This is a genomic window from Bradyrhizobium betae, assembly GCF_004123905.1.
GTDB classification, from domain to species: Bacteria; Pseudomonadota; Alphaproteobacteria; order Rhizobiales; family Xanthobacteraceae; genus Bradyrhizobium; species Bradyrhizobium betae_A.
In genome coordinates this window covers 151,539-167,548 of the sequence record NZ_MZXW01000035.1, presented here as the reverse complement: position 1 = coordinate 167,548, position 16,010 = coordinate 151,539, and the positions used below count along the sequence as shown (strand labels likewise).

Below are 16,010 nucleotides of genomic sequence, written 5' to 3'. Positions count from 1 at the left end.
CATGCTGCACCGGAAGCCGTCGCGAGATGGATCCCGGCTCAGCGCAGCAACGCTAGGGCGTTGCAGCGCGTCCGGGACACGAGAGCGTCGGCCAGTCGCGCTATCTGCGCTCACCCCCACAACGCCATCACGATCGCATCGAGGCCATCCGTCAGCGCGGCGGGTCCCGGCTGCAAGATGATCGTCGACTTGATCTCGACAATGCGATCGTCCCGTACAGCCGGAATCTCATTCCAGCCATCACGCGCTCGGATACGCGCAGGAACAACCTTCTTGCCGCACCATGACGCGAGGATCACATCGGGTTTGGCCTCGCGCACCGCATCCGCCGAGATGATGCGATCCTTCGCGGCCTGCCGATGTCGCAATTCCGCAAACACATCCTCGCCGCCGGCAATCTCGATCAGCTCCGACACCCAGCCGATGCCCGAGATCAACGGCTCGTCCCATTCCTCGAAATAGACTCTTGGGCGCGGCGAGGGGCGGGGTATTGCCGCGATCGTGGCGAGGCGCCGCTCAAGACCTTGGGCGAGCTCCCCCGCGCGCTCCGTCGCGCAAACCAGCGCGCCCAAGGTCCGGATCATCGCCAAAATCCCGGCAAGTTCGCGCTGGTTGAAGACGTGGACGTCGACGCCGGCGCGGACGAGGTCGGCGACGATGCCGGCCTGGAGGTCGGAGAACGCCAGCACCAGATCCGGTTCCAGCGCGAGGATCTTCGGGATGTCCGCGGAGACGAAGGCCGACACCCGCGGCTTCTCGCGCCGCACCTGCGGCGGACGGACGGCGTAGCCGGAGACGCCGACGATGCGGTCCTGCTCGCCGAGCAGATAGAGGGTTTCGACCGTCTCTTCGGTCAGGCAGACGATACGGCGAGGTGGGAAGTGGCGCATGAGGGAAGCATATGCGCCAATGCGGGCGCCGATGTCAGCACGGCTATTACCTCAGACGTCATTGCTTTGCCGCGCGGAGCCATTCACGCTGAGGCAACAATGAATTGGGAGGACTTCTGATGACGCCGCTGGAGAAACTTAAAGCGATGAAGATGCCGTTCGCCGAGCTCAAGGGCGTCGAGTTCGTCGAGGCCGAGAAGGATCGCGTGGTGGCGCGGATGATCGTCAGACCCGACCTCTGCACGCTTCACCACACCATCCATGGCGGGGCGGTGATGGCGCTGGCCGATTCCGTCGGCGCGGCGGCGACCGTGATCAACCTGCCGGAAGACGCCAAGGGCACGACCACGCTCGAGAGCAAGACCAATTTCATCGGCGGGGCCAAGGAGGGAACCACGGTCATTGCCACGGCGACCCCGGTGCACCGGGGCCGTCGCACCCAGGTCTGGACCACCCGGCTGGAAACCGAGGACGGCAAGCTGGTCGCATTGGTGACCCAGACGCAGCTGGTCCTGTAAGACTACGGGACCTTGATTTTGTTAACGAATTAGTCGCGTTCAATGCCCGAAACTTGGGCAGGTTCCCGTCTTGAAAAATTTGCTGCGACGCACAATATTGGAGGCCTAGGGATTCGAACGCCTCCTCGAGGGATACCAAGAGGAGTTTTGACTTGTCACGCGAAGCAGATTTGACACTTGAAGATGCGACCCGCGCGCAGTCCGTTCCGGGCTATGTGCGGACCTTGAGTCAGCAGGAAGAATTGCCGCTTTTGCGCGATCACCTGCTCAGGCTCGATGCCGCAAGCCGGCACGATCGTTTCAACGGCTTTCTCGACGATAGCTTCATCGAGCGCTACGCCGCCCGCTGCGCCGAGGACGGCACCGTGATTGTCGCCTATATCGTCGATGGCATGGTCCGCGGTGCGGCCGAGCTGCATCCGCCGGAGGGCGATTCGCTACCCGAGGTCGCCTTCAGCGTGGAAGCCTCCGCGCGCCGCCAGAACGTCGGCACCATCCTGTTCAGCCGCCTGATCGCCGAAGCGCGCTGGAAGGGCTTTAAGCGCCTGCGCATCACCACCGGCGCCGAGAATCACGCCATGCGCGCGCTGGCCCGGAAGTTCGGCGCAAATCTGCAATTCCGCCATGGCGAATCGACCGGCACGATCGATCTCATCAAGACACCTGAAGCCGAGCTCGCCGATCTCGCGGCCTCGCCGTTCACGGCGGGGCGCGCTTTGCTCAGCTTCAATTCAACCTGCTGGAAGATCATCTCCAGCATGTACGGCAACCGCGCCGCCTGAGGCGAAAGCCACCTGAATCAAAAAGCGGACCGGCTAAAACCGGTCCGCTTTTGTATTGGGGCAGGGAACGATGCGCTCAGGTGCCGGTGCGCTTATCGTTGCCGAAACGGCGGACGACACGACGCTCGACCACCACCGAGCGCTGCGCGCCCTGTTCGCCGGCGATCACGCGCGTGGCGGTGATGCGGCTGTTGGTGCGGGCCTGCTTCTTCACCTCAGCCTGGACGATTTCGATTGGCATGCCCATCAGCGCTGCGGCGATCTCGGCCTGCTGCTCCTGGTCGTCGGTGATGCCGACGGCGGCGAAAATCGCCTCGTCCAGGGTCGGGGGATCGTGGCGCACGCGCCGCGTGCCATATTTGGTATTCCAGTCTGCGCTCATAACGGCCTCGTTTCGATGCCGGGATACCTAGTGCCGTCCATGTTGCATTGCAATATGAATTTGGTGTGGCATCTCAGCTATGCACTCACAGCTTCTCGAGCTTGCTGGCGTCATAAAGCTCGAGCGTGGTCGGACCAACAGAAAGTGAGCGCAAGGCCCGCACCGTTTCGCCGGATGCAGGTACCGCAAAATGAGCCGCAAGCGCGGCGCGGTCAGCCCATTGCTCGAAGAACACCAGCCTGAGCGGGTTCTCGCAGTCGACATGCACCGCATGCGAGATGCAGCCGGGCTCCTGTCGCGACCGATGAACGTGCTCGAGGCTCAGGCGCCGCGCCTCCTCCAATGTCTCTGGTCGGGCCGTTACGCTGCCGGTTACCACGATCATGCGATGTCTCCCGATGTGTGTGCCGCCTAGGGCAGGGATGCCTCACGGGCGATGTCTTTCACCGGCGCCTGCGGCCAGCGCTTCAGCGCCGCGCGTCCGGCCGCGGTCAGCCCATAGATTCCCCGCTCAGTGCGTTCGAACCAGCCATACACATTGTTAAGCATGATCTTGCCGACATCGGGACAGCGTTGGCGCAATTCGCTCACGCGCCGCGGGCCGTCGGCCAGCTCCGAAGCGCAGGCCAGCGCCTGCTGCCGATAGGCCGTCATGATTGGTGCGCGCGTGCTGCCGCCGAGCACGGGATCGCCCTGGCGGCGCTGATGTTCGGCGACGAGGCGCGAACGGACCTTCGGCTCGCGGCGCGGGGCTGCCGTCGGCGGCTTCACCAGCACCTCGACCTGGCCGCGGTCGGTGACCCCGAGCATACCGAAGCCGAGCCGGCGGCAGAGATTGCGATAGCGCGCATCGCTCTCGCGTCCCTTGCCGCGCACCGACATTTTGGCGGCGATCCAGACCTCGTCACCGGCGGGCGCGCGGTCGACCGCTTGCAGGATCAGCTCGAGATTGAAGGCGAGCTTGAGCTCGCCGATCACCACGACAGGCGGATCGCCGGCGCTGAGGCCCACGAGATCGCAGCCGCCGATCTCGCCCTTGACCGAGAAGCCGAGTTCTTCGAGGAAGCGTTTGACGGGGAGATAAAGTTCAGTTTCCAAGGAAAGCTTCCGAGTCTTGCGTTCGGATCCGAGAATCAGTTGCGGGCAGTTTAGCCCGGAACGGGCTCGGAACTTTGCACCATTTGATCGGGAACCGATGGTGCGGTTATTCTGCGGATGGCACAGCCGGGCGCTTGCAACGATGACAATCAGGAACGGGCTCTATCACATCCGCATCGAGATGCTCGATGCGGTCCAGGGCGGCAATCAGGGCGTCATGGTGCTGCGCGACGGCACCATGCGCGGCGGCGATTCATTCTTCTTCGCCTACGGCACCTACACCTCGGCCGCCGGCAAGTGGAAGGGCGAGCTGACCAACGAGGAGCATTCACCCTCGTTCGACGAACGTCCGGTGTGGGGGCGCAAGGTCGTGACCATCGGCTTCAGCGGCACCTACAATGACGAGACCGCGTACGGCGAAGGCATCGCGCTCGCGGGCAAGCAGAGCATTCGTTTCAAGGGCAATCTGCGGCTGTTGGTGCCGGATTAACCCTTCAGCCTATAAGACGGTCGTAGTCCGCGTGCGCGCCGATCCAGAACCAAACGTAGGCGTCGTGGACTCAATAGCCAGGGCGCGACAATGCAGGCCGACTCTAGCGGACCAAAATCGTCCGACTCGTTTGAATTGAAGTGACGGATGAGTGGGGTTGCTCTTCAGCAGCTTGAAATTGGCATCGGCCAGCCTGCGAACGTGGACCGGCAATGCCTCATAAGCCTTCCAGAATTTCGTCGAAGCCGTGTGCTTCACAAGTCGCGCGTTTGGCCGGCGCGGTAGTCGCTCAGCGCTTCCTCGGCAAAGGCGTCCAGCTTGCCCGCCTTGGCGCCTTGCTCCAAGGCCTCATCGAAGCGTACGGCATCGAACTGCTCGAACCATGCACGAAATCGCGCCACTTCGTCAGGCGTCAGTCGTTCGATCGCTTGCTCGATATCTTCCGTTGTCATGGTTCGAATATAGCAATTCGGTGAGGTTTGGAAAAGGTGCGCGGCGACAGAGCCTACACCCGCCCACCCACGGGGATCAGCGCGCTGGTGACACCGCTCGCTGCATCGCTGGCGAGGAACAGGATCACCTCCGCCAGCTCCTGCGGCGTCACCCATTTGGAAAAGTCCGCCTTCGGCATGTCGGCGCGGTTGGCCTTGGTGTCGATGATCGAGGGCAGCACAGCATTCACCGTGACCTTGCCTTTCCACTCGCTCGCCAGCGCCTCGGTGAGGCGATGCACGCCCGCCTTCGAGGCTGCATAGGGGCCCATGCCGGAGCCCGCCTGGAGCGCGCCCATGGCGCCGATGTTGACGATGCGGCCTGCCTTGGAGACGGCGAGATGCGGCAGCGCCGCGCGCGAGGCATTGAGCGCGGTCAGCACGTTAAGCGCATACATGCGCTGCCACGTCGTGAAGTCACCGTCGCCGACGATCTCGAAGGCGAAGCCGCCGGCGATGTTGATCAGTGCGTCGAGCCTGCCAAAGTGCTTTGCGGCCGCCTCGATGGCCGTCTTCGCCTGCGTCGCGTCGGACAGGTCGACGCCGCTGATCTCGATGCTTTCAGGCGTCGCGGAGATTTGCGAGGGCGCGTGATCGATGCCGGCAATGCGCGCGCCGCGCGACCGCGCCGTCTCGGCGACGACTTTTCCAAGTGCGCCGAGGGCGCCTGTCACGATCAAAACTTTGCCTTGCATCATCGTTCTCCCAGGCAGCGTCGCTTACGATTGCAGATAACGCGCCTTCAGTGCGGTCTGCTCCGATGTGCCGAGCTTGAGCCCGTCGCGCAAGTAGGTTTCGAGATCGCCATAGTCCTTGCTGACGGCCTCGAACGCCGCGGCGAGGTAAGAGGCCTCGACGTTGCCGATGGCGTTGCGGACGTCCTCGGGCAGGTCGGTGGCGGCTGTCGCATCGCGCCTGTAGTGCTGGTTGGTCAACAGATAGTCCTCGGCAATGACGTCATCGGCCACGCCCAGTGCATGCAGGATCAGCGCGCTGGCAAAGCCGGTGCGGTCCTTGCCGGCGGTGCAATGGATCACGAGCGGCGCGCGGTCTTCCAGCAGATGGCCGAACAGCGCGCAAAAGCTGTGCGTGTTGTGGCGGACATAATTGCGATAGGACTCGCGCATGAGCTCGAGCGCGACCGGTGCGGTCAGCGTGCCCCTGGCGAGCTCGGCGCGCAGCCCGGCCACGACGGTCGGCTCGATCGGCAGCGAGTGCACCGTGATCTCGTTCACCACGCAGACACCGGCCGCGCGTTCCTCGACGCCGCGAAAGTCGAATGCGCTTCGCACCCCGAGCGCGCGGACGATCTCGATGTCGGCAGCCGTGAGCTGGCCGAGATGGTTGGAGCGGAAGATGTGGCGCCAGCGCGTGGTACGGCCGTCGGCGGTCGGGTAGCCGCCGAGGTCGCGAAAATTGCTGGCGCCTTGCAGGGCGAGATGACGGAGAGGGGAGTCTTGCACAGAGGAGTCTTGCATCGGATCAGCTTTTGTTATGTTGCCGGCGGGCTATTACAGGGGGCGATCATGAACCGACACAAGGCCATTGTTTTGGCGATCACCATGCTGGCGGGCGGAATTTTCGGCGCGCGGCAGGCCGATGCGCAGACGTTCCGGACCTATCGCTGCGCCGATGGTACGCAGTTCATCGTCGGGTTTTATGACGACGACAAGCGCGCCTTCCTCCAGATCGACGGCGAGCCTGTGACACTTGCCAAGCGGCTGGCGGTTTCCGGCGCGCGCTATTCGGGGGCGGGAATCACACTGAGGATCCCCAACAGCGGGGCCACGACGGTCAAGCATCTGAAGCGGCCGGTGACGGCCTGCGCCGTGGCCGACAAGCCCGGCCTCTAGCCGGAAGGACAACACGAATCAAAAAGGGCCGAAACCTCGTTGTTTCGACCCTTTTTCAAATTGCCGCCAGGCGCGTGTGAGAGCGCCGGGGTATCAAACCAAACGCAGGCATCAGCGATCCCATTTCGGCTTGGCCTCATCGACCGCTTCCTGGTGGTACCAACTGCCACTGCAGATCGTCTCGTTCACGGGGAGCGAGAGGCGGTCGGCAGGAGGGCGAGCCTCACCGTAGCGGCGTCCTGCGAGAGCCGCGCGGCCCCCGGCAGGGAATTGATAGATCGTTGCCGATCCCTGACTCAGTCCATTGTTCATCATTTCGGTATCTCCTCGGGCCAAAGCGCTTAACCTCCATGGTGCGCCCGACTCGTTCGATTGTGGTTACTGGAATCCCCATATCGGCCGCAGACGCCGAAATGCAAAGTGCTGAAAAGGAAATCAATTTCAGCTCATTTTGTAGGCAGTAAGCCGCCTGCATCCTCCAAGGCACCACGTCGATGACTAACGCTTGGGCCATTGCGAAGGTTGCGGGCGGGGGCAGAAGACTTTGCGAAAATTGCCGGACGTTGATGCGCGTTTCATCGGCAACCTCTGGCAACGCACCATCTGCTCCAGAATCGAGCGTTTTCCGCGGGATTTTTGCAGTGCAGCTTCACGGGAAGGTGCGCTTCTATGACGCATGCCGCTGTGGACGGTTTGCCTATGGCGGGGAGGCCCTGGCTGCGGTGGATAACCTCCCGCGCTGCGGCCTTTTGGCACGCAAAATGCTTGGAAAGGGTCGGCCGATGTTGGCCGGGTAAACAATCGTGCGGGGGCCTCCGGGCCCCCACCTTTCGCATCATCTACAGAGAGGCTCAATGACCAAGTATAAGCTCGAGTACATCTGGCTCGACGGATATACGCCGACTCCGAACTTGCGCGGCAAAACCCAGATCAAGGAATTCGCGTCGTTCCCGACGCTCGAGCAGCTTCCGCTCTGGGGCTTCGACGGCTCCTCCACCCAGCAGGCCGAAGGCCACAGCTCCGATTGCGTGCTGAAGCCGGTCGCGGTGTTCCCGGACGGCGCCCGCACCAACGGCGTGCTGGTGATGTGCGAAGTCATGATGCCCGACGGCAAGACCCCGCACGCGACCAACAAGCGTGCGACCATCCTCGATGACGAGGGCGCGTGGTTCGGTTTCGAGCAGGAATATTTCTTCTACAAGGACGGCCGTCCGCTCGGCTTCCCGGCCTCCGGCTATCCGGCGCCGCAGGGCCCGTACTACACCGGCGTCGGCTATTCGAACGTCGGCGATATCGCCCGCAAGATGGTGGAAGAGCATCTCGACCTCTGCCTCGCGGCCGGCATCAACCACGAAGGCATCAACGCGGAAGTCGCGAAGGGCCAGTGGGAATTCCAGATCTTCGGCAAGGGCTCCAAGAAGGCCGCTGACGAAATGTGGATGGCCCGCTACCTCATGCTGCGCCTGACCGAAAAGTACGGCGTCGACATCGAGTTCCACTGCAAGCCGCTCGGCGACACCGACTGGAACGGCTCCGGCATGCACGCCAACTTCTCGACCGAGTACATGCGTACGGTCGGCGGCAAGGAGTATTTCGAGGCGCTGATGGCCGCCTTCGACAAGAACCTGATGGACCACATCGCCGTCTACGGCCCGGACAACGACAAGCGTCTGACCGGCAAGCACGAGACCGCGCCGTGGAACAAGTTCAGCTACGGCATTGCCGACCGCGGCGCCTCGATCCGCGTTCCGCACTCCTTCGTCAACAACGGCTACAAGGGCTATCTGGAAGACCGCCGTCCGAACTCGCAGGGCGACCCATACCAGATCGCTTCGCAGATCCTGAAGACGATCGCGTCCGTCCCGGCTGACAAGAAGGCCGCGGCTTAAAGATCCTCCCGGCCCGGGCTAGGGGGCTGGCCCGGGTTGGCATTCAATCCGCCGGAGCCGAGAGGCTCCGGCGGATTTTTGCATTTTGATGACAGTCGTTGTCGTGGGTCTGCCGGCCATGCCGGCTTGCCGTCTGTCCATCGCCGGCCAAACCGGGATAGAGTATCGTTGGATGCGCGCGGGGCCGGGGACACGGCTGGTGTTTGAAGGCTTCTACAAGACGAGATTTCAGCTCGGCGACGCCGTCGGCCGGAGCGTGATGCATGCCGGCAATGGCAAGATGCTGGGCGGCAATTCGGCCTTCGCCCATATCGGCACCTATGAGAGAACCGAATCCGGCGTCGACATCGTCATCAAGACCGTGCGCCACAATCCCGATCCGACCTACCGCGCCATGGCCGGCACCGATGATGCGACTTTGCTGGCGAAAGGCTGGCCCGACGGCGATCTCTATCGCTTCAAGGGCGAGCTCAAGGAGCTGCCGGGCGTGCCGTTCCAGTCGGTGATGACACCGATCAGGGAAGACGAGGTGCCGATCGCCGGCGGTGTCGGCGAGGGCGGTATCGCCGATGGCCTCTACTCAGTTCACCTGCGCATGCTCGACGGTGTCGATGGCGGTCTCACCGGCGTGATGCTGCTCAACCAGGGCCGCATCCTTGGCGGCGACGCCTCGTTCTACTATCTCGGCAGCTACACCGCCACGAATGGCCGCTGGAAGGGCCAGATCCTCAATCAGGAACACACGCCGGCCAAGGACGATCCGATCTTTGGCGGCCACGAGGTCGGCATCGGCTTCTCCGGCAGCTATGACGGCGAAGAGGCGGTGCTGGAGGCAACGGCGCTCGCCGGCAAGCGCAGCCTGCGCCTGACCGCCGCGCTCAAGCTGATGCACCGCGCCTGATCGTTATCCGGAAAGACAAATGACAAACACCATTCGCATGCTCTCGACCCTGGGCCTGATGGGCGCGATGCGCAGCCTGTCCTTCGCCTTCGAGGCGGCGAGCGGCATTCACGTCGATGCCGGCTTCGCGCCGACCCTGGCGCTGCTCAAGCGCCTGCGCGGCGGCGAGGCCGCCGATCTGGTGATCCTGACGCGCGAGGGGCTCGACGAGATGATCGGCGAGGGCCGCGTGATCGCCGAGGGCGCAGCCGATCTGGCGCGCTCCTTCGTCGGCATCGCCGTGCGGGCAGGGCAGCCGCATCCCGATATCGCAACCGAAGCCGCGCTGCGCGGGGCGCTGCTGGCGGCGCGGTCGGTCGCCTATTCGCGGCTGGGCGCGAGCGGGGTGTATTTTGCCCAGTTGATCGTGCGGATGGGGATCGCGGATGAGATCAACGCCAAGGCGACCATCGTCGAGCAAGGTTTTACCGCGGAGCGGCTCGTCAGCGGTGAAGCTGACCTTGCCGTGCAGCAGATCAGCGAGCTGAAGCAGGTCGAGGGCATCGAGGTCGTCGGCCCGATCCCGCTCGATTTGCAGACACCGGCCGTGTTCTCCGCCGGTCGCATGGCTAACGCGAACAACGCCGTCGCGGCCGATCGGCTGCTGCGCTATCTGGCTTCGCCCGAGGTCGTGCCGGTGCTGCGCCAATCGGGACTCGAGCCTTGAAATCGCCGGCACGCGGACGCAACGTGGTGTCCATGCGGACTTATCTCCTTGCCATCATCCTCGCGCTTGCCGTGCCTGTTACGGCGCATGCGCAATCGGCCGACCTCGTCCTGTGCGACCGTGTCGCCGCCGATCCCAGCGATCCCGACAAGCCGGCCGATGTGAAGGGCGTGCCGGAAATCACGGCTTCCGATATCGCGACCGCGATAAAATTCTGCAAGCAGGCGGCACCATCGTCGCGGCGCGCGATGTTCGCGCTCGGGCGCGCCTATGCGGCCAACCGGCAGACGGCGGAGGCGATCGCCGCCTGGCGCAAGGCAGCCGACAAGGGATCGAGCGCGGCCATGGTCGAGCTCGGCGTGCTCTACGGCACCGGCTCCGGCGTTGCGAAGGACGAGGCGCAGGCGCGCAAACTGTTCGAGAAGGCGGCGCAGGCAGGCAATCCCCGCGGCGTCAGCAACCTTGCCGCCCTCGGCGGTGCAGGAGGTAGCGCGCCCGCCGATCCCGCGCAGGCCCGCGCGCTGCTGGGCAAATCCGCCGAGACCAACGCAGAGGCGCAGTACCAGCTCGGCCTGATGCTCTCCGAAGGCACCGGCGGCGCAAAGGATGACGTCGCAGCGCGCGCGCTGTTCGAGAAGGCGGCGGCGCAAAACCATCCCGGTGCGCTGGAACGGATGGGCGCCTTCGCGCAGGAGGGCCGCGGCGGGGCGAAGGACAAGGACGCCGCAAAGGCCTATTACGAACGCGCCGCCGCGCTCGGCGACGAGGACGCCAAGGCGGCGCTGGAGCGGCTGCGCTGCCCCTATGCGATCAAGGACAAGCAGGGCAAGCTCGTCACCACGCTGTGCTTCTGAGCGAGGAACCGGCCTGAATGCAGGCCGTTGATCCACGACAAGCAGGAGGCGCGATCATGATCCGCAAGCTCGCATCCGGCGAATACCGGCTCTATTCACGCAAGGTGAATCCGAAGACTGGCAAGCGGCGCAACCTCGGCACCTTCAAAAGCCGCGCGGCGGCCGAAAAGCACGAGCGCGAGGTGCAGTATTTCAAGCGTCACTGACGCCTCTCAGCGGGCCCCGCAAACCAAAATTGCGAAAACAACCCCATGCACAGTAGACGGCGCATTGAAATCACAGTGGAATCGTAAAAATTACGGATTTTACGAATTCGGCTTGACCCGTCGGGCAAAACAGGAGCATGATGTCATCATGCAGCGAAGGCTCCCGCGGGCGGCCCCTGCGCGGAAAAGCCGGATGGTTTGGATGCGCTGTCGGTGCTAGGTAGCCAGCGATTCTTTTCCGATATTGTGGGCTCATTGCGTTGCTGGACGGACTGTACAAGGTTGAATACGGCGTCAACGATGCGTTCGGCTGCAGCATCATGTGCCTGCATGACGGCAAGATGCTCGGCGGCAATTCGGGCTTTGCGCATCTCGGCACCTATGCCGAGCAGGGCGACGAGATCGTCGCCGAGGTCATCACCGAGCGGCATAATTTCGATCCCAATTACAAGCCGCTGATGGGCGCCGATGTCGCCTCGATCGGCGCGCGCGGGCGGCTGTACGGCAACCAGATCCGTCTCGAGGGCGGCGCCAACACCATGCCGGGTGCGCGGTTCTGGGCCAACCTCACGCCACTCGACGACGAGGCGCTGCCGCCGAGCGGCACGGTCGGCCCGGGTGGCATCGCCAACGGCCTCTACGGAATGAGCCTGCGCGCGCTCGACGGCGTCGATGCCGGGCTCTCCGGCGTGATGCTGCTGATCGACGGCCGCATCCTCGGCGGCGATGCGTTCTTCTACTATCTCGGCTCCTATTCCTCGGCGGATGGTCGCTGGAAGGGCGAGATGCTGAACCAGGAGCACACGCCGGCGAAAGGCGAGAACCCCGTGTTCGGCGGCTATGAGGTCGGGATCGGCTTCTCCGGGACTTGCACGGAAGACAGCGGCGAACTGGAGGGCATTGCGCTTGCCGGCAAGCGCAGCTTGCGGCTGGCGGCCTCGCTCAAGCTCATGCGAAGGGCTTAGGTGCACATTCGTCGGCATAAGGAGTCCGCTTCGTGAACTGAAGCCGGCCTTACGCTTCGCCCGTGCCAATTTCGGCAAGTGACCCGGATCGAAAGCCGACCAAGTTCGTGGATGAACCATTTGAATTGTGATCCCGACGAAGGGTCGGAAGGGTTCGGGGAATAGCGATCGGCTATCCCCGGCGCTCCGACCCACGTGCGGAAATCGCAGCCGATGCAGATGAGTTCATCAGTTAAATGGTTGTTCTCGGGCCTGGCCGTGGCGGCTCTGGCAGGATTACTGATGGTTCCTGCCGCAGACGACTCTGATATTTGCGCCAAGCGATCGGGCGACCGCGCCATAGCGGCCTGTACGCGCGACATCAATTCGGGCCGCTGGCACGGTCGTGATCTTGCGATCAGCTACAACAACCGTGGCGCCGCGTACTACCAGGAGGGCGACCCCGACCGCGCCATCGCGGACTACTCCGAAGCGATCCGGCTGGATCCGCAATATGCGCCAGCATACAACAACCGCGGTATCACATACCGCCAGAAGGGCGACCTGGACCGCGACATCGCCGACCAAAACGAGGCGATCCGGCTCAATCCCAAATTCGCAAGTGCTTATACCAACCGCGGCGCAGCGTACAATGCCAAGGGCGCCTCTGACCGGGCTATCGAAGACTACACCGAAGCGATCCGGCTGGATCCAGCGACGATAGCCGGTGGGGCCGCTCTGCCCTATGCCCACCGCGGCAACGCGTATTTCGACCAGGGCGATCTCGACCGCGCTCTCGCGGACTACTCCGAGGCAATCCGCCTTGACCCGAAATCTGCGCCGGCCCACTTCAATCGCGCTGCGACCTGGGAAGCGAAGCACGATCTCCAAAAGGCGTTGGTGGATTATGACACAGCTTCCAAACTTGATCCGCAGGATCCCCACGCCCCGGAAGCGATCGGGCGAGTGAAGAAAGCTTTGAGCACAAAATGATGAGCAAGTGAGCTATGCAGACGGGCTCAATCTCCAATGTAACGCAATTCGGAATTGTTGGTCGAAAGACGCTCTTCTTGCTGCTTCTCCTTTTCGCGATCCCCGCGGGCGACTGCTCCGCGCAGACACCGCCGCCGCCGGTCGACGAACATGCGTTCGAGCGCGTGCCGCCGACGGTCGTGAAGAGATTGGCGACCCGCTTTTCGCTGGGCGCATTCGGCGGCCGCTTCGAGGAGACGCGGCTCGGCGCGGTCCGCGAAGCCGTTGGCGAAGGGGCCATCCAACACCAGGGCGACGCTGGAGCCAGCATCTACTGGCTGTGTTATCGGCGCGCGCAGCATCGACTGTGGGTCGTGTCCAGCGGAGAGATGGGCGGCCCGGACCATCTCGTCACAGAGATCGTTGAAGAGCTCACCGAACAAGACACCGAGACCTCGACCGATTGCGCCACCATCCCGAAAAAGTTTGCGCCCGTCGCCTTCGACGGCAAGCTGCATTTGGGTATGTCGCGTCTGGAGGTGGTCACGGCGCTGGGACCGCCATCGAAGTCGGAAGCGGCTCAGATGGTGTATTCTCACGAGGGAAAGCTCGCAGACGGTTTCGAAGAGACCGCATGGCTCATTCTCCGATTTCGTGAGGACAAGCTCGTGTCCATGCGCGGCGGCAAGACCACGACGAATTGAAGGGCCGCCAGCAGCGTTCATGCTTCACGGCGTCATGCGAGCGAGTCGGCTGCGAGCCTAAGCTCTAAGTGCGGTAATCACCGCCCTCAAGCCTGCAGACAGATACTTTCGGGCGGGATAGTACAGATAGATCCAATCTTCAGGCGGGCACCATGCGTCCAGCACGCGGACCAGCTTGCCTTCGGAAATCGCTCGAAGAGCATAGTTTTCCCAAAGATAAGCCAGGCCAATACCATCAAGTGCGGCTTTGAGCATGAGAGCGTGGTCATCCAGCGATAACGGGCCGGTCGGCTGAAATTCCACTTCCTTGCCGCCTTTGGCAAAGCTCCAGGCATATCGCGCTCCGCTGGGGTACAGGTTTTGGAGGCAGGTATGATGCTTTAGGTCATGCGGGGATTTTGGAATTGGGCGCGCTCTGAAGTAGCTCGGCGAGCCCACGACCGCGAAGCGCAATCGCGTCTTGATCTTCACGGCAGTCATGCCATCCCGGAGACTTTCCCCTAAGCGTATTCCGGCATCAAAACCTTCTTCAACGATGTCCACGAGGCGATCGGTCGCGACGATCTCGAGTTGAAGGCTCGGATTGTTGACCAGAAGCGGCTTCAAGACCGGACCGACGACAAAGGATGCGATGGACGAGGGCACATTGATGCGCACCTTGCCGAACGGTGTGTCTCGAAACTGGTTCAGGCTGTCCAGGGCCGAACCGATGTCGGCGTAGGCTGGAGAAAGCCGCGCCATCAGCATGGCGCCCGCGTCTGTCACTGACACACTTCGCGTGGTGCGGTTGAGAAGACGGATGCCGAGCCGGGCCTCCAAACTGGACACGGCATGACTGATCGCGGATGCGGTCACACCCCGTTCCTCGCCGGCACGGCGGAAACTGCGATGTCGGGCGACGGCATCGAAGGCCGCCAGTTCGCTAAGGTCAGTCGCTCTCATTGCTGAATCCTGCTCAGCATTATCTTCAAGATTATCTACCTAATCAAGGGCACGTTGATCGGCCACTTTGGCGATGTCCGGCGCTGATGCCGGCCACGAAAGGAGATGCACATGGCCGATTTCATTCCTCCCGCGAACAACGCCAACTCGCCCTTTGCCGATATGAAGGGGCACCACGTCGCCGTGCGCACACCCGACCTTGCAAGCGCGCTGGCCTTCTACGTCGAAAAGCTCGACTTTCGCGTTGTCGCGACATGGGACTATGCCGACGAGAAACTCGCCTACATCGCGCCAGCCAACGACGATCGCTTCTATGTCGAGATCCTCGGCGGGGGAGAGCCGGCGCCTACGGACGTGCGGCCGTACACGGATCTGGCCGACAGTCTGAAATACCGCGGCTACCACCACTTCTGTCTGAACGTCGACAGCGTCGAACAGACCGTCGCCAAGCTGCGTGCGCGCGGCGTCACCATCGTCACCGAACCGTTCGTCCTGCCGGCCATCAGCCGCAAGCTGGCCTTTTTCTGCGATCCATTCGGCAATTTGATCGAGCTGGCTGAAGTGTTGGTCTGACGGCTCCAGCGAAAGGTAACTGAAATGTCCAAATCACTATTCATCATCGGCGCTGGGCCTGGCATCGGCCAGGCCACCGCCGAACGCTTTGGCCACGAGGGCTGGACCATTGTTATGGCCAGCCGCAACCCGCGCAATCTTGATCCGCTGGTGGCCGAACTCGTCGCCAAAGGTATCGCCGCCCACGGGATCGTCCTCGACGCTACCGACGCGCAAGCCATGCGTTCTGCGGTCCGTAATGCCGACCGGATATCGGGCGGGCTGACAGGAGTGCTCTACAACGCCGCATTCGTGCGCCGGCAAGACCTGTTCACCATGACCGATGCCGATGTGCTGAACGATCTTGCCGTCAATGTTGCAGGTGGGCTCCATGCGATTCGTGCGGCGACGGAACTGTTCGATAAGCGCGGCGGAACAATTCTCGTCACGGGAGGTGGCCTCGCGACGACCCCGCACCACAGCTACGCCAGCCTCGGCATGGGAAAGGCCGCGCTGCGAAACGTCGTGCAAGCGATCGCGCCCCAGCTCGCGAAGCGCAATGTTCGTATCGCAATGATGACCGTCGCAACCTTGATCACTCCACATTCGGCCGAGGCCGACGGCGTAGCGGATGGCTTCTGGTCGCTTGCCAACGGTGCGGCCGATGTGTGGGAAACTGTCTATCCCGCTGCTTTGGCCGAATAGGGCCTTTCATCGCGGAAAGGTGGTCAATCCGCATATGGCCTGATCGGCGCGACGTTCGCTTAGTCGACATTTGTCTTCGAAGGTTCATGCATCCCGGAATATTTTGTGGCTCCTCGGCGCCGGTGAGCAGT

The 16,010-nt window shown here is 63.0% G+C and carries 23 protein-coding genes; 14 read left to right on the top strand and 9 right to left on the bottom strand.

Features of this window, described 5'->3' with window-relative positions; all coding sequences use genetic code 11:
* Positions 1–110 precede the first annotated feature (110 nt).
* Entirely contained in the window at positions 111–890 is a 780-nt protein-coding gene (locus B5V03_RS25925; RefSeq protein WP_129273205.1) for a cobalamin-binding protein, read from the bottom strand.
* Between the two features lie 119 nt (positions 891–1,009).
* Here B5V03_RS25925 and B5V03_RS25920 point away from each other — a divergent pair, with 119 nt between their 5' ends.
* Both B5V03_RS25920 and B5V03_RS25915 read left to right on the top strand, forming a co-directional pair.
* The gene (locus tag B5V03_RS25920) at positions 1,010–1,408 is read left to right on the top strand and encodes a PaaI family thioesterase (RefSeq protein WP_129273204.1); all 399 of its coding nucleotides are present in this window, start codon (positions 1,010–1,012) and stop codon (positions 1,406–1,408) included.
* Between the two features lie 170 nt (positions 1,409–1,578).
* Positions 1,579–2,190, top strand: a complete 612-nt coding sequence (locus tag B5V03_RS25915) for a GNAT family N-acetyltransferase (RefSeq protein ID WP_129273590.1) — start codon at positions 1,579–1,581, stop codon at positions 2,188–2,190.
* A 76-nt stretch (positions 2,191–2,266) separates the two neighbouring features.
* On the opposite strand, the gene B5V03_RS25910 is transcribed toward B5V03_RS25915, so the two are convergent.
* The 3 genes from B5V03_RS25910 to B5V03_RS25900 all read right to left on the bottom strand — a co-directional run bounded on the left by B5V03_RS25910 (position 2,267) and on the right by B5V03_RS25900 (position 3,670).
* The gene (locus tag B5V03_RS25910; protein WP_129273203.1) at positions 2,267–2,572 is read right to left on the bottom strand and encodes a hypothetical protein; all 306 of its coding nucleotides are present in this window, start codon (positions 2,570–2,572) and stop codon (positions 2,267–2,269) included.
* A gap of 85 nt (positions 2,573–2,657) precedes the next feature.
* On the bottom strand, positions 2,658–2,957 hold the full coding sequence (locus B5V03_RS25905) for a putative quinol monooxygenase (protein ID WP_129273202.1): 300 nt from the start codon (positions 2,955–2,957) through the stop codon (positions 2,658–2,660).
* Positions 2,958–2,983: 26 nt separating this feature from the next.
* Positions 2,984–3,670 carry a DUF2161 domain-containing phosphodiesterase gene (locus tag B5V03_RS25900; RefSeq protein ID WP_129273201.1) on the bottom strand — a complete coding sequence of 229 codons (687 nt, stop codon included), beginning with the start codon at positions 3,668–3,670 and terminating at the stop codon, positions 2,984–2,986.
* A gap of 142 nt (positions 3,671–3,812) precedes the next feature.
* On the opposite strand from B5V03_RS25900, the gene B5V03_RS25895 reads away from it, so the two are divergent.
* Positions 3,813–4,160: a GrlR family regulatory protein gene (locus B5V03_RS25895; protein ID WP_129273200.1), complete on the top strand. Its 348-nt coding sequence runs from the start codon at positions 3,813–3,815 to the stop codon at positions 4,158–4,160.
* Between the two features lie 254 nt (positions 4,161–4,414).
* Here B5V03_RS25895 and B5V03_RS25885 read toward each other — a convergent pair whose 3' ends face one another.
* Genes B5V03_RS25885 through B5V03_RS25875 form a run of 3 tightly spaced genes read right to left on the bottom strand, consistent with a single transcriptional unit; the run spans position 4,415 to position 6,114 of the window.
* Positions 4,415–4,612 (bottom strand): hypothetical protein, encoded by a 198-nt coding sequence (locus tag B5V03_RS25885; protein WP_129273199.1) that lies wholly within the window; start codon positions 4,610–4,612, stop codon positions 4,415–4,417.
* A gap of 53 nt (positions 4,613–4,665) precedes the next feature.
* Positions 4,666–5,346: an SDR family oxidoreductase gene (locus tag B5V03_RS25880; protein WP_129273198.1), complete on the bottom strand. Its 681-nt coding sequence runs from the start codon at positions 5,344–5,346 to the stop codon at positions 4,666–4,668.
* 24 nt (positions 5,347–5,370) lie between these two features.
* Positions 5,371–6,114, bottom strand: a complete 744-nt coding sequence (locus B5V03_RS25875; RefSeq protein ID WP_129273197.1) for a tyrosine-protein phosphatase — start codon at positions 6,112–6,114, stop codon at positions 5,371–5,373.
* 63 nt (positions 6,115–6,177) lie between these two features.
* On the opposite strand from B5V03_RS25875, the gene B5V03_RS25870 reads away from it, so the two are divergent.
* On the top strand, positions 6,178–6,504 hold the full coding sequence (locus B5V03_RS25870) for an MliC family protein (protein ID WP_129273196.1): 327 nt from the start codon (positions 6,178–6,180) through the stop codon (positions 6,502–6,504).
* Between the two features lie 111 nt (positions 6,505–6,615).
* Here B5V03_RS25870 and B5V03_RS25865 read toward each other — a convergent pair whose 3' ends face one another.
* Positions 6,616–6,819: a DUF2735 domain-containing protein gene (locus B5V03_RS25865; protein ID WP_129273195.1), complete on the bottom strand. Its 204-nt coding sequence runs from the start codon at positions 6,817–6,819 to the stop codon at positions 6,616–6,618.
* A 539-nt stretch (positions 6,820–7,358) separates the two neighbouring features.
* Between B5V03_RS25865 and B5V03_RS25855 the strand changes: the two genes are divergently transcribed.
* The 8 genes from B5V03_RS25855 to B5V03_RS25820 all read left to right on the top strand — a co-directional run bounded on the left by B5V03_RS25855 (position 7,359) and on the right by B5V03_RS25820 (position 13,680).
* A complete protein-coding gene (locus B5V03_RS25855; RefSeq protein WP_129273194.1) occupies positions 7,359–8,393 on the top strand; it encodes a glutamine synthetase beta-grasp domain-containing protein in 1,035 nt (344 codons plus the stop codon).
* Between the two features lie 199 nt (positions 8,394–8,592).
* Positions 8,593–9,294, top strand: a complete 702-nt coding sequence (locus B5V03_RS25850; protein WP_129273589.1) for a GrlR family regulatory protein — start codon at positions 8,593–8,595, stop codon at positions 9,292–9,294.
* Between the two features lie 19 nt (positions 9,295–9,313).
* The gene (locus B5V03_RS25845) at positions 9,314–10,000 is read left to right on the top strand and encodes a substrate-binding domain-containing protein (RefSeq protein WP_129273193.1); all 687 of its coding nucleotides are present in this window, start codon (positions 9,314–9,316) and stop codon (positions 9,998–10,000) included.
* 32 nt (positions 10,001–10,032) lie between these two features.
* A complete protein-coding gene (locus tag B5V03_RS25840; protein WP_164988283.1) occupies positions 10,033–10,854 on the top strand; it encodes a tetratricopeptide repeat protein in 822 nt (273 codons plus the stop codon).
* A 56-nt stretch (positions 10,855–10,910) separates the two neighbouring features.
* Positions 10,911–11,060 carry a hypothetical protein gene (locus tag B5V03_RS25835; protein ID WP_007609497.1) on the top strand — a complete coding sequence of 50 codons (150 nt, stop codon included), beginning with the start codon at positions 10,911–10,913 and terminating at the stop codon, positions 11,058–11,060.
* Between the two features lie 260 nt (positions 11,061–11,320).
* Positions 11,321–12,025, top strand: a complete 705-nt coding sequence (locus B5V03_RS25830; protein ID WP_129273192.1) for a hypothetical protein — start codon at positions 11,321–11,323, stop codon at positions 12,023–12,025.
* A gap of 213 nt (positions 12,026–12,238) precedes the next feature.
* A complete protein-coding gene (locus B5V03_RS25825) occupies positions 12,239–12,997 on the top strand; it encodes a tetratricopeptide repeat protein (RefSeq protein WP_129273191.1) in 759 nt (252 codons plus the stop codon).
* 77 nt (positions 12,998–13,074) lie between these two features.
* Complete coding sequence (locus B5V03_RS25820) at positions 13,075–13,680, top strand: hypothetical protein (RefSeq protein ID WP_164988282.1); 606 nt, start codon at positions 13,075–13,077, stop codon at positions 13,678–13,680.
* Positions 13,681–13,737: 57 nt separating this feature from the next.
* Here the strand turns inward: B5V03_RS25820 and B5V03_RS25815 are convergent, their stop codons facing one another.
* The gene (locus tag B5V03_RS25815) at positions 13,738–14,622 is read right to left on the bottom strand and encodes a LysR family transcriptional regulator (RefSeq protein ID WP_129273189.1); all 885 of its coding nucleotides are present in this window, start codon (positions 14,620–14,622) and stop codon (positions 13,738–13,740) included.
* Between the two features lie 111 nt (positions 14,623–14,733).
* On the opposite strand from B5V03_RS25815, the gene B5V03_RS25810 reads away from it, so the two are divergent.
* Positions 14,734–15,195, top strand: coding sequence for a VOC family protein (locus B5V03_RS25810; protein ID WP_129273188.1), 462 nt, complete (start codon positions 14,734–14,736; stop codon positions 15,193–15,195).
* Between the two features lie 24 nt (positions 15,196–15,219).
* On the top strand, positions 15,220–15,879 hold the full coding sequence (locus B5V03_RS25805; protein WP_129273187.1) for an SDR family NAD(P)-dependent oxidoreductase: 660 nt from the start codon (positions 15,220–15,222) through the stop codon (positions 15,877–15,879).
* The last annotated feature ends 131 nt before the right edge of the window (positions 15,880–16,010 follow it).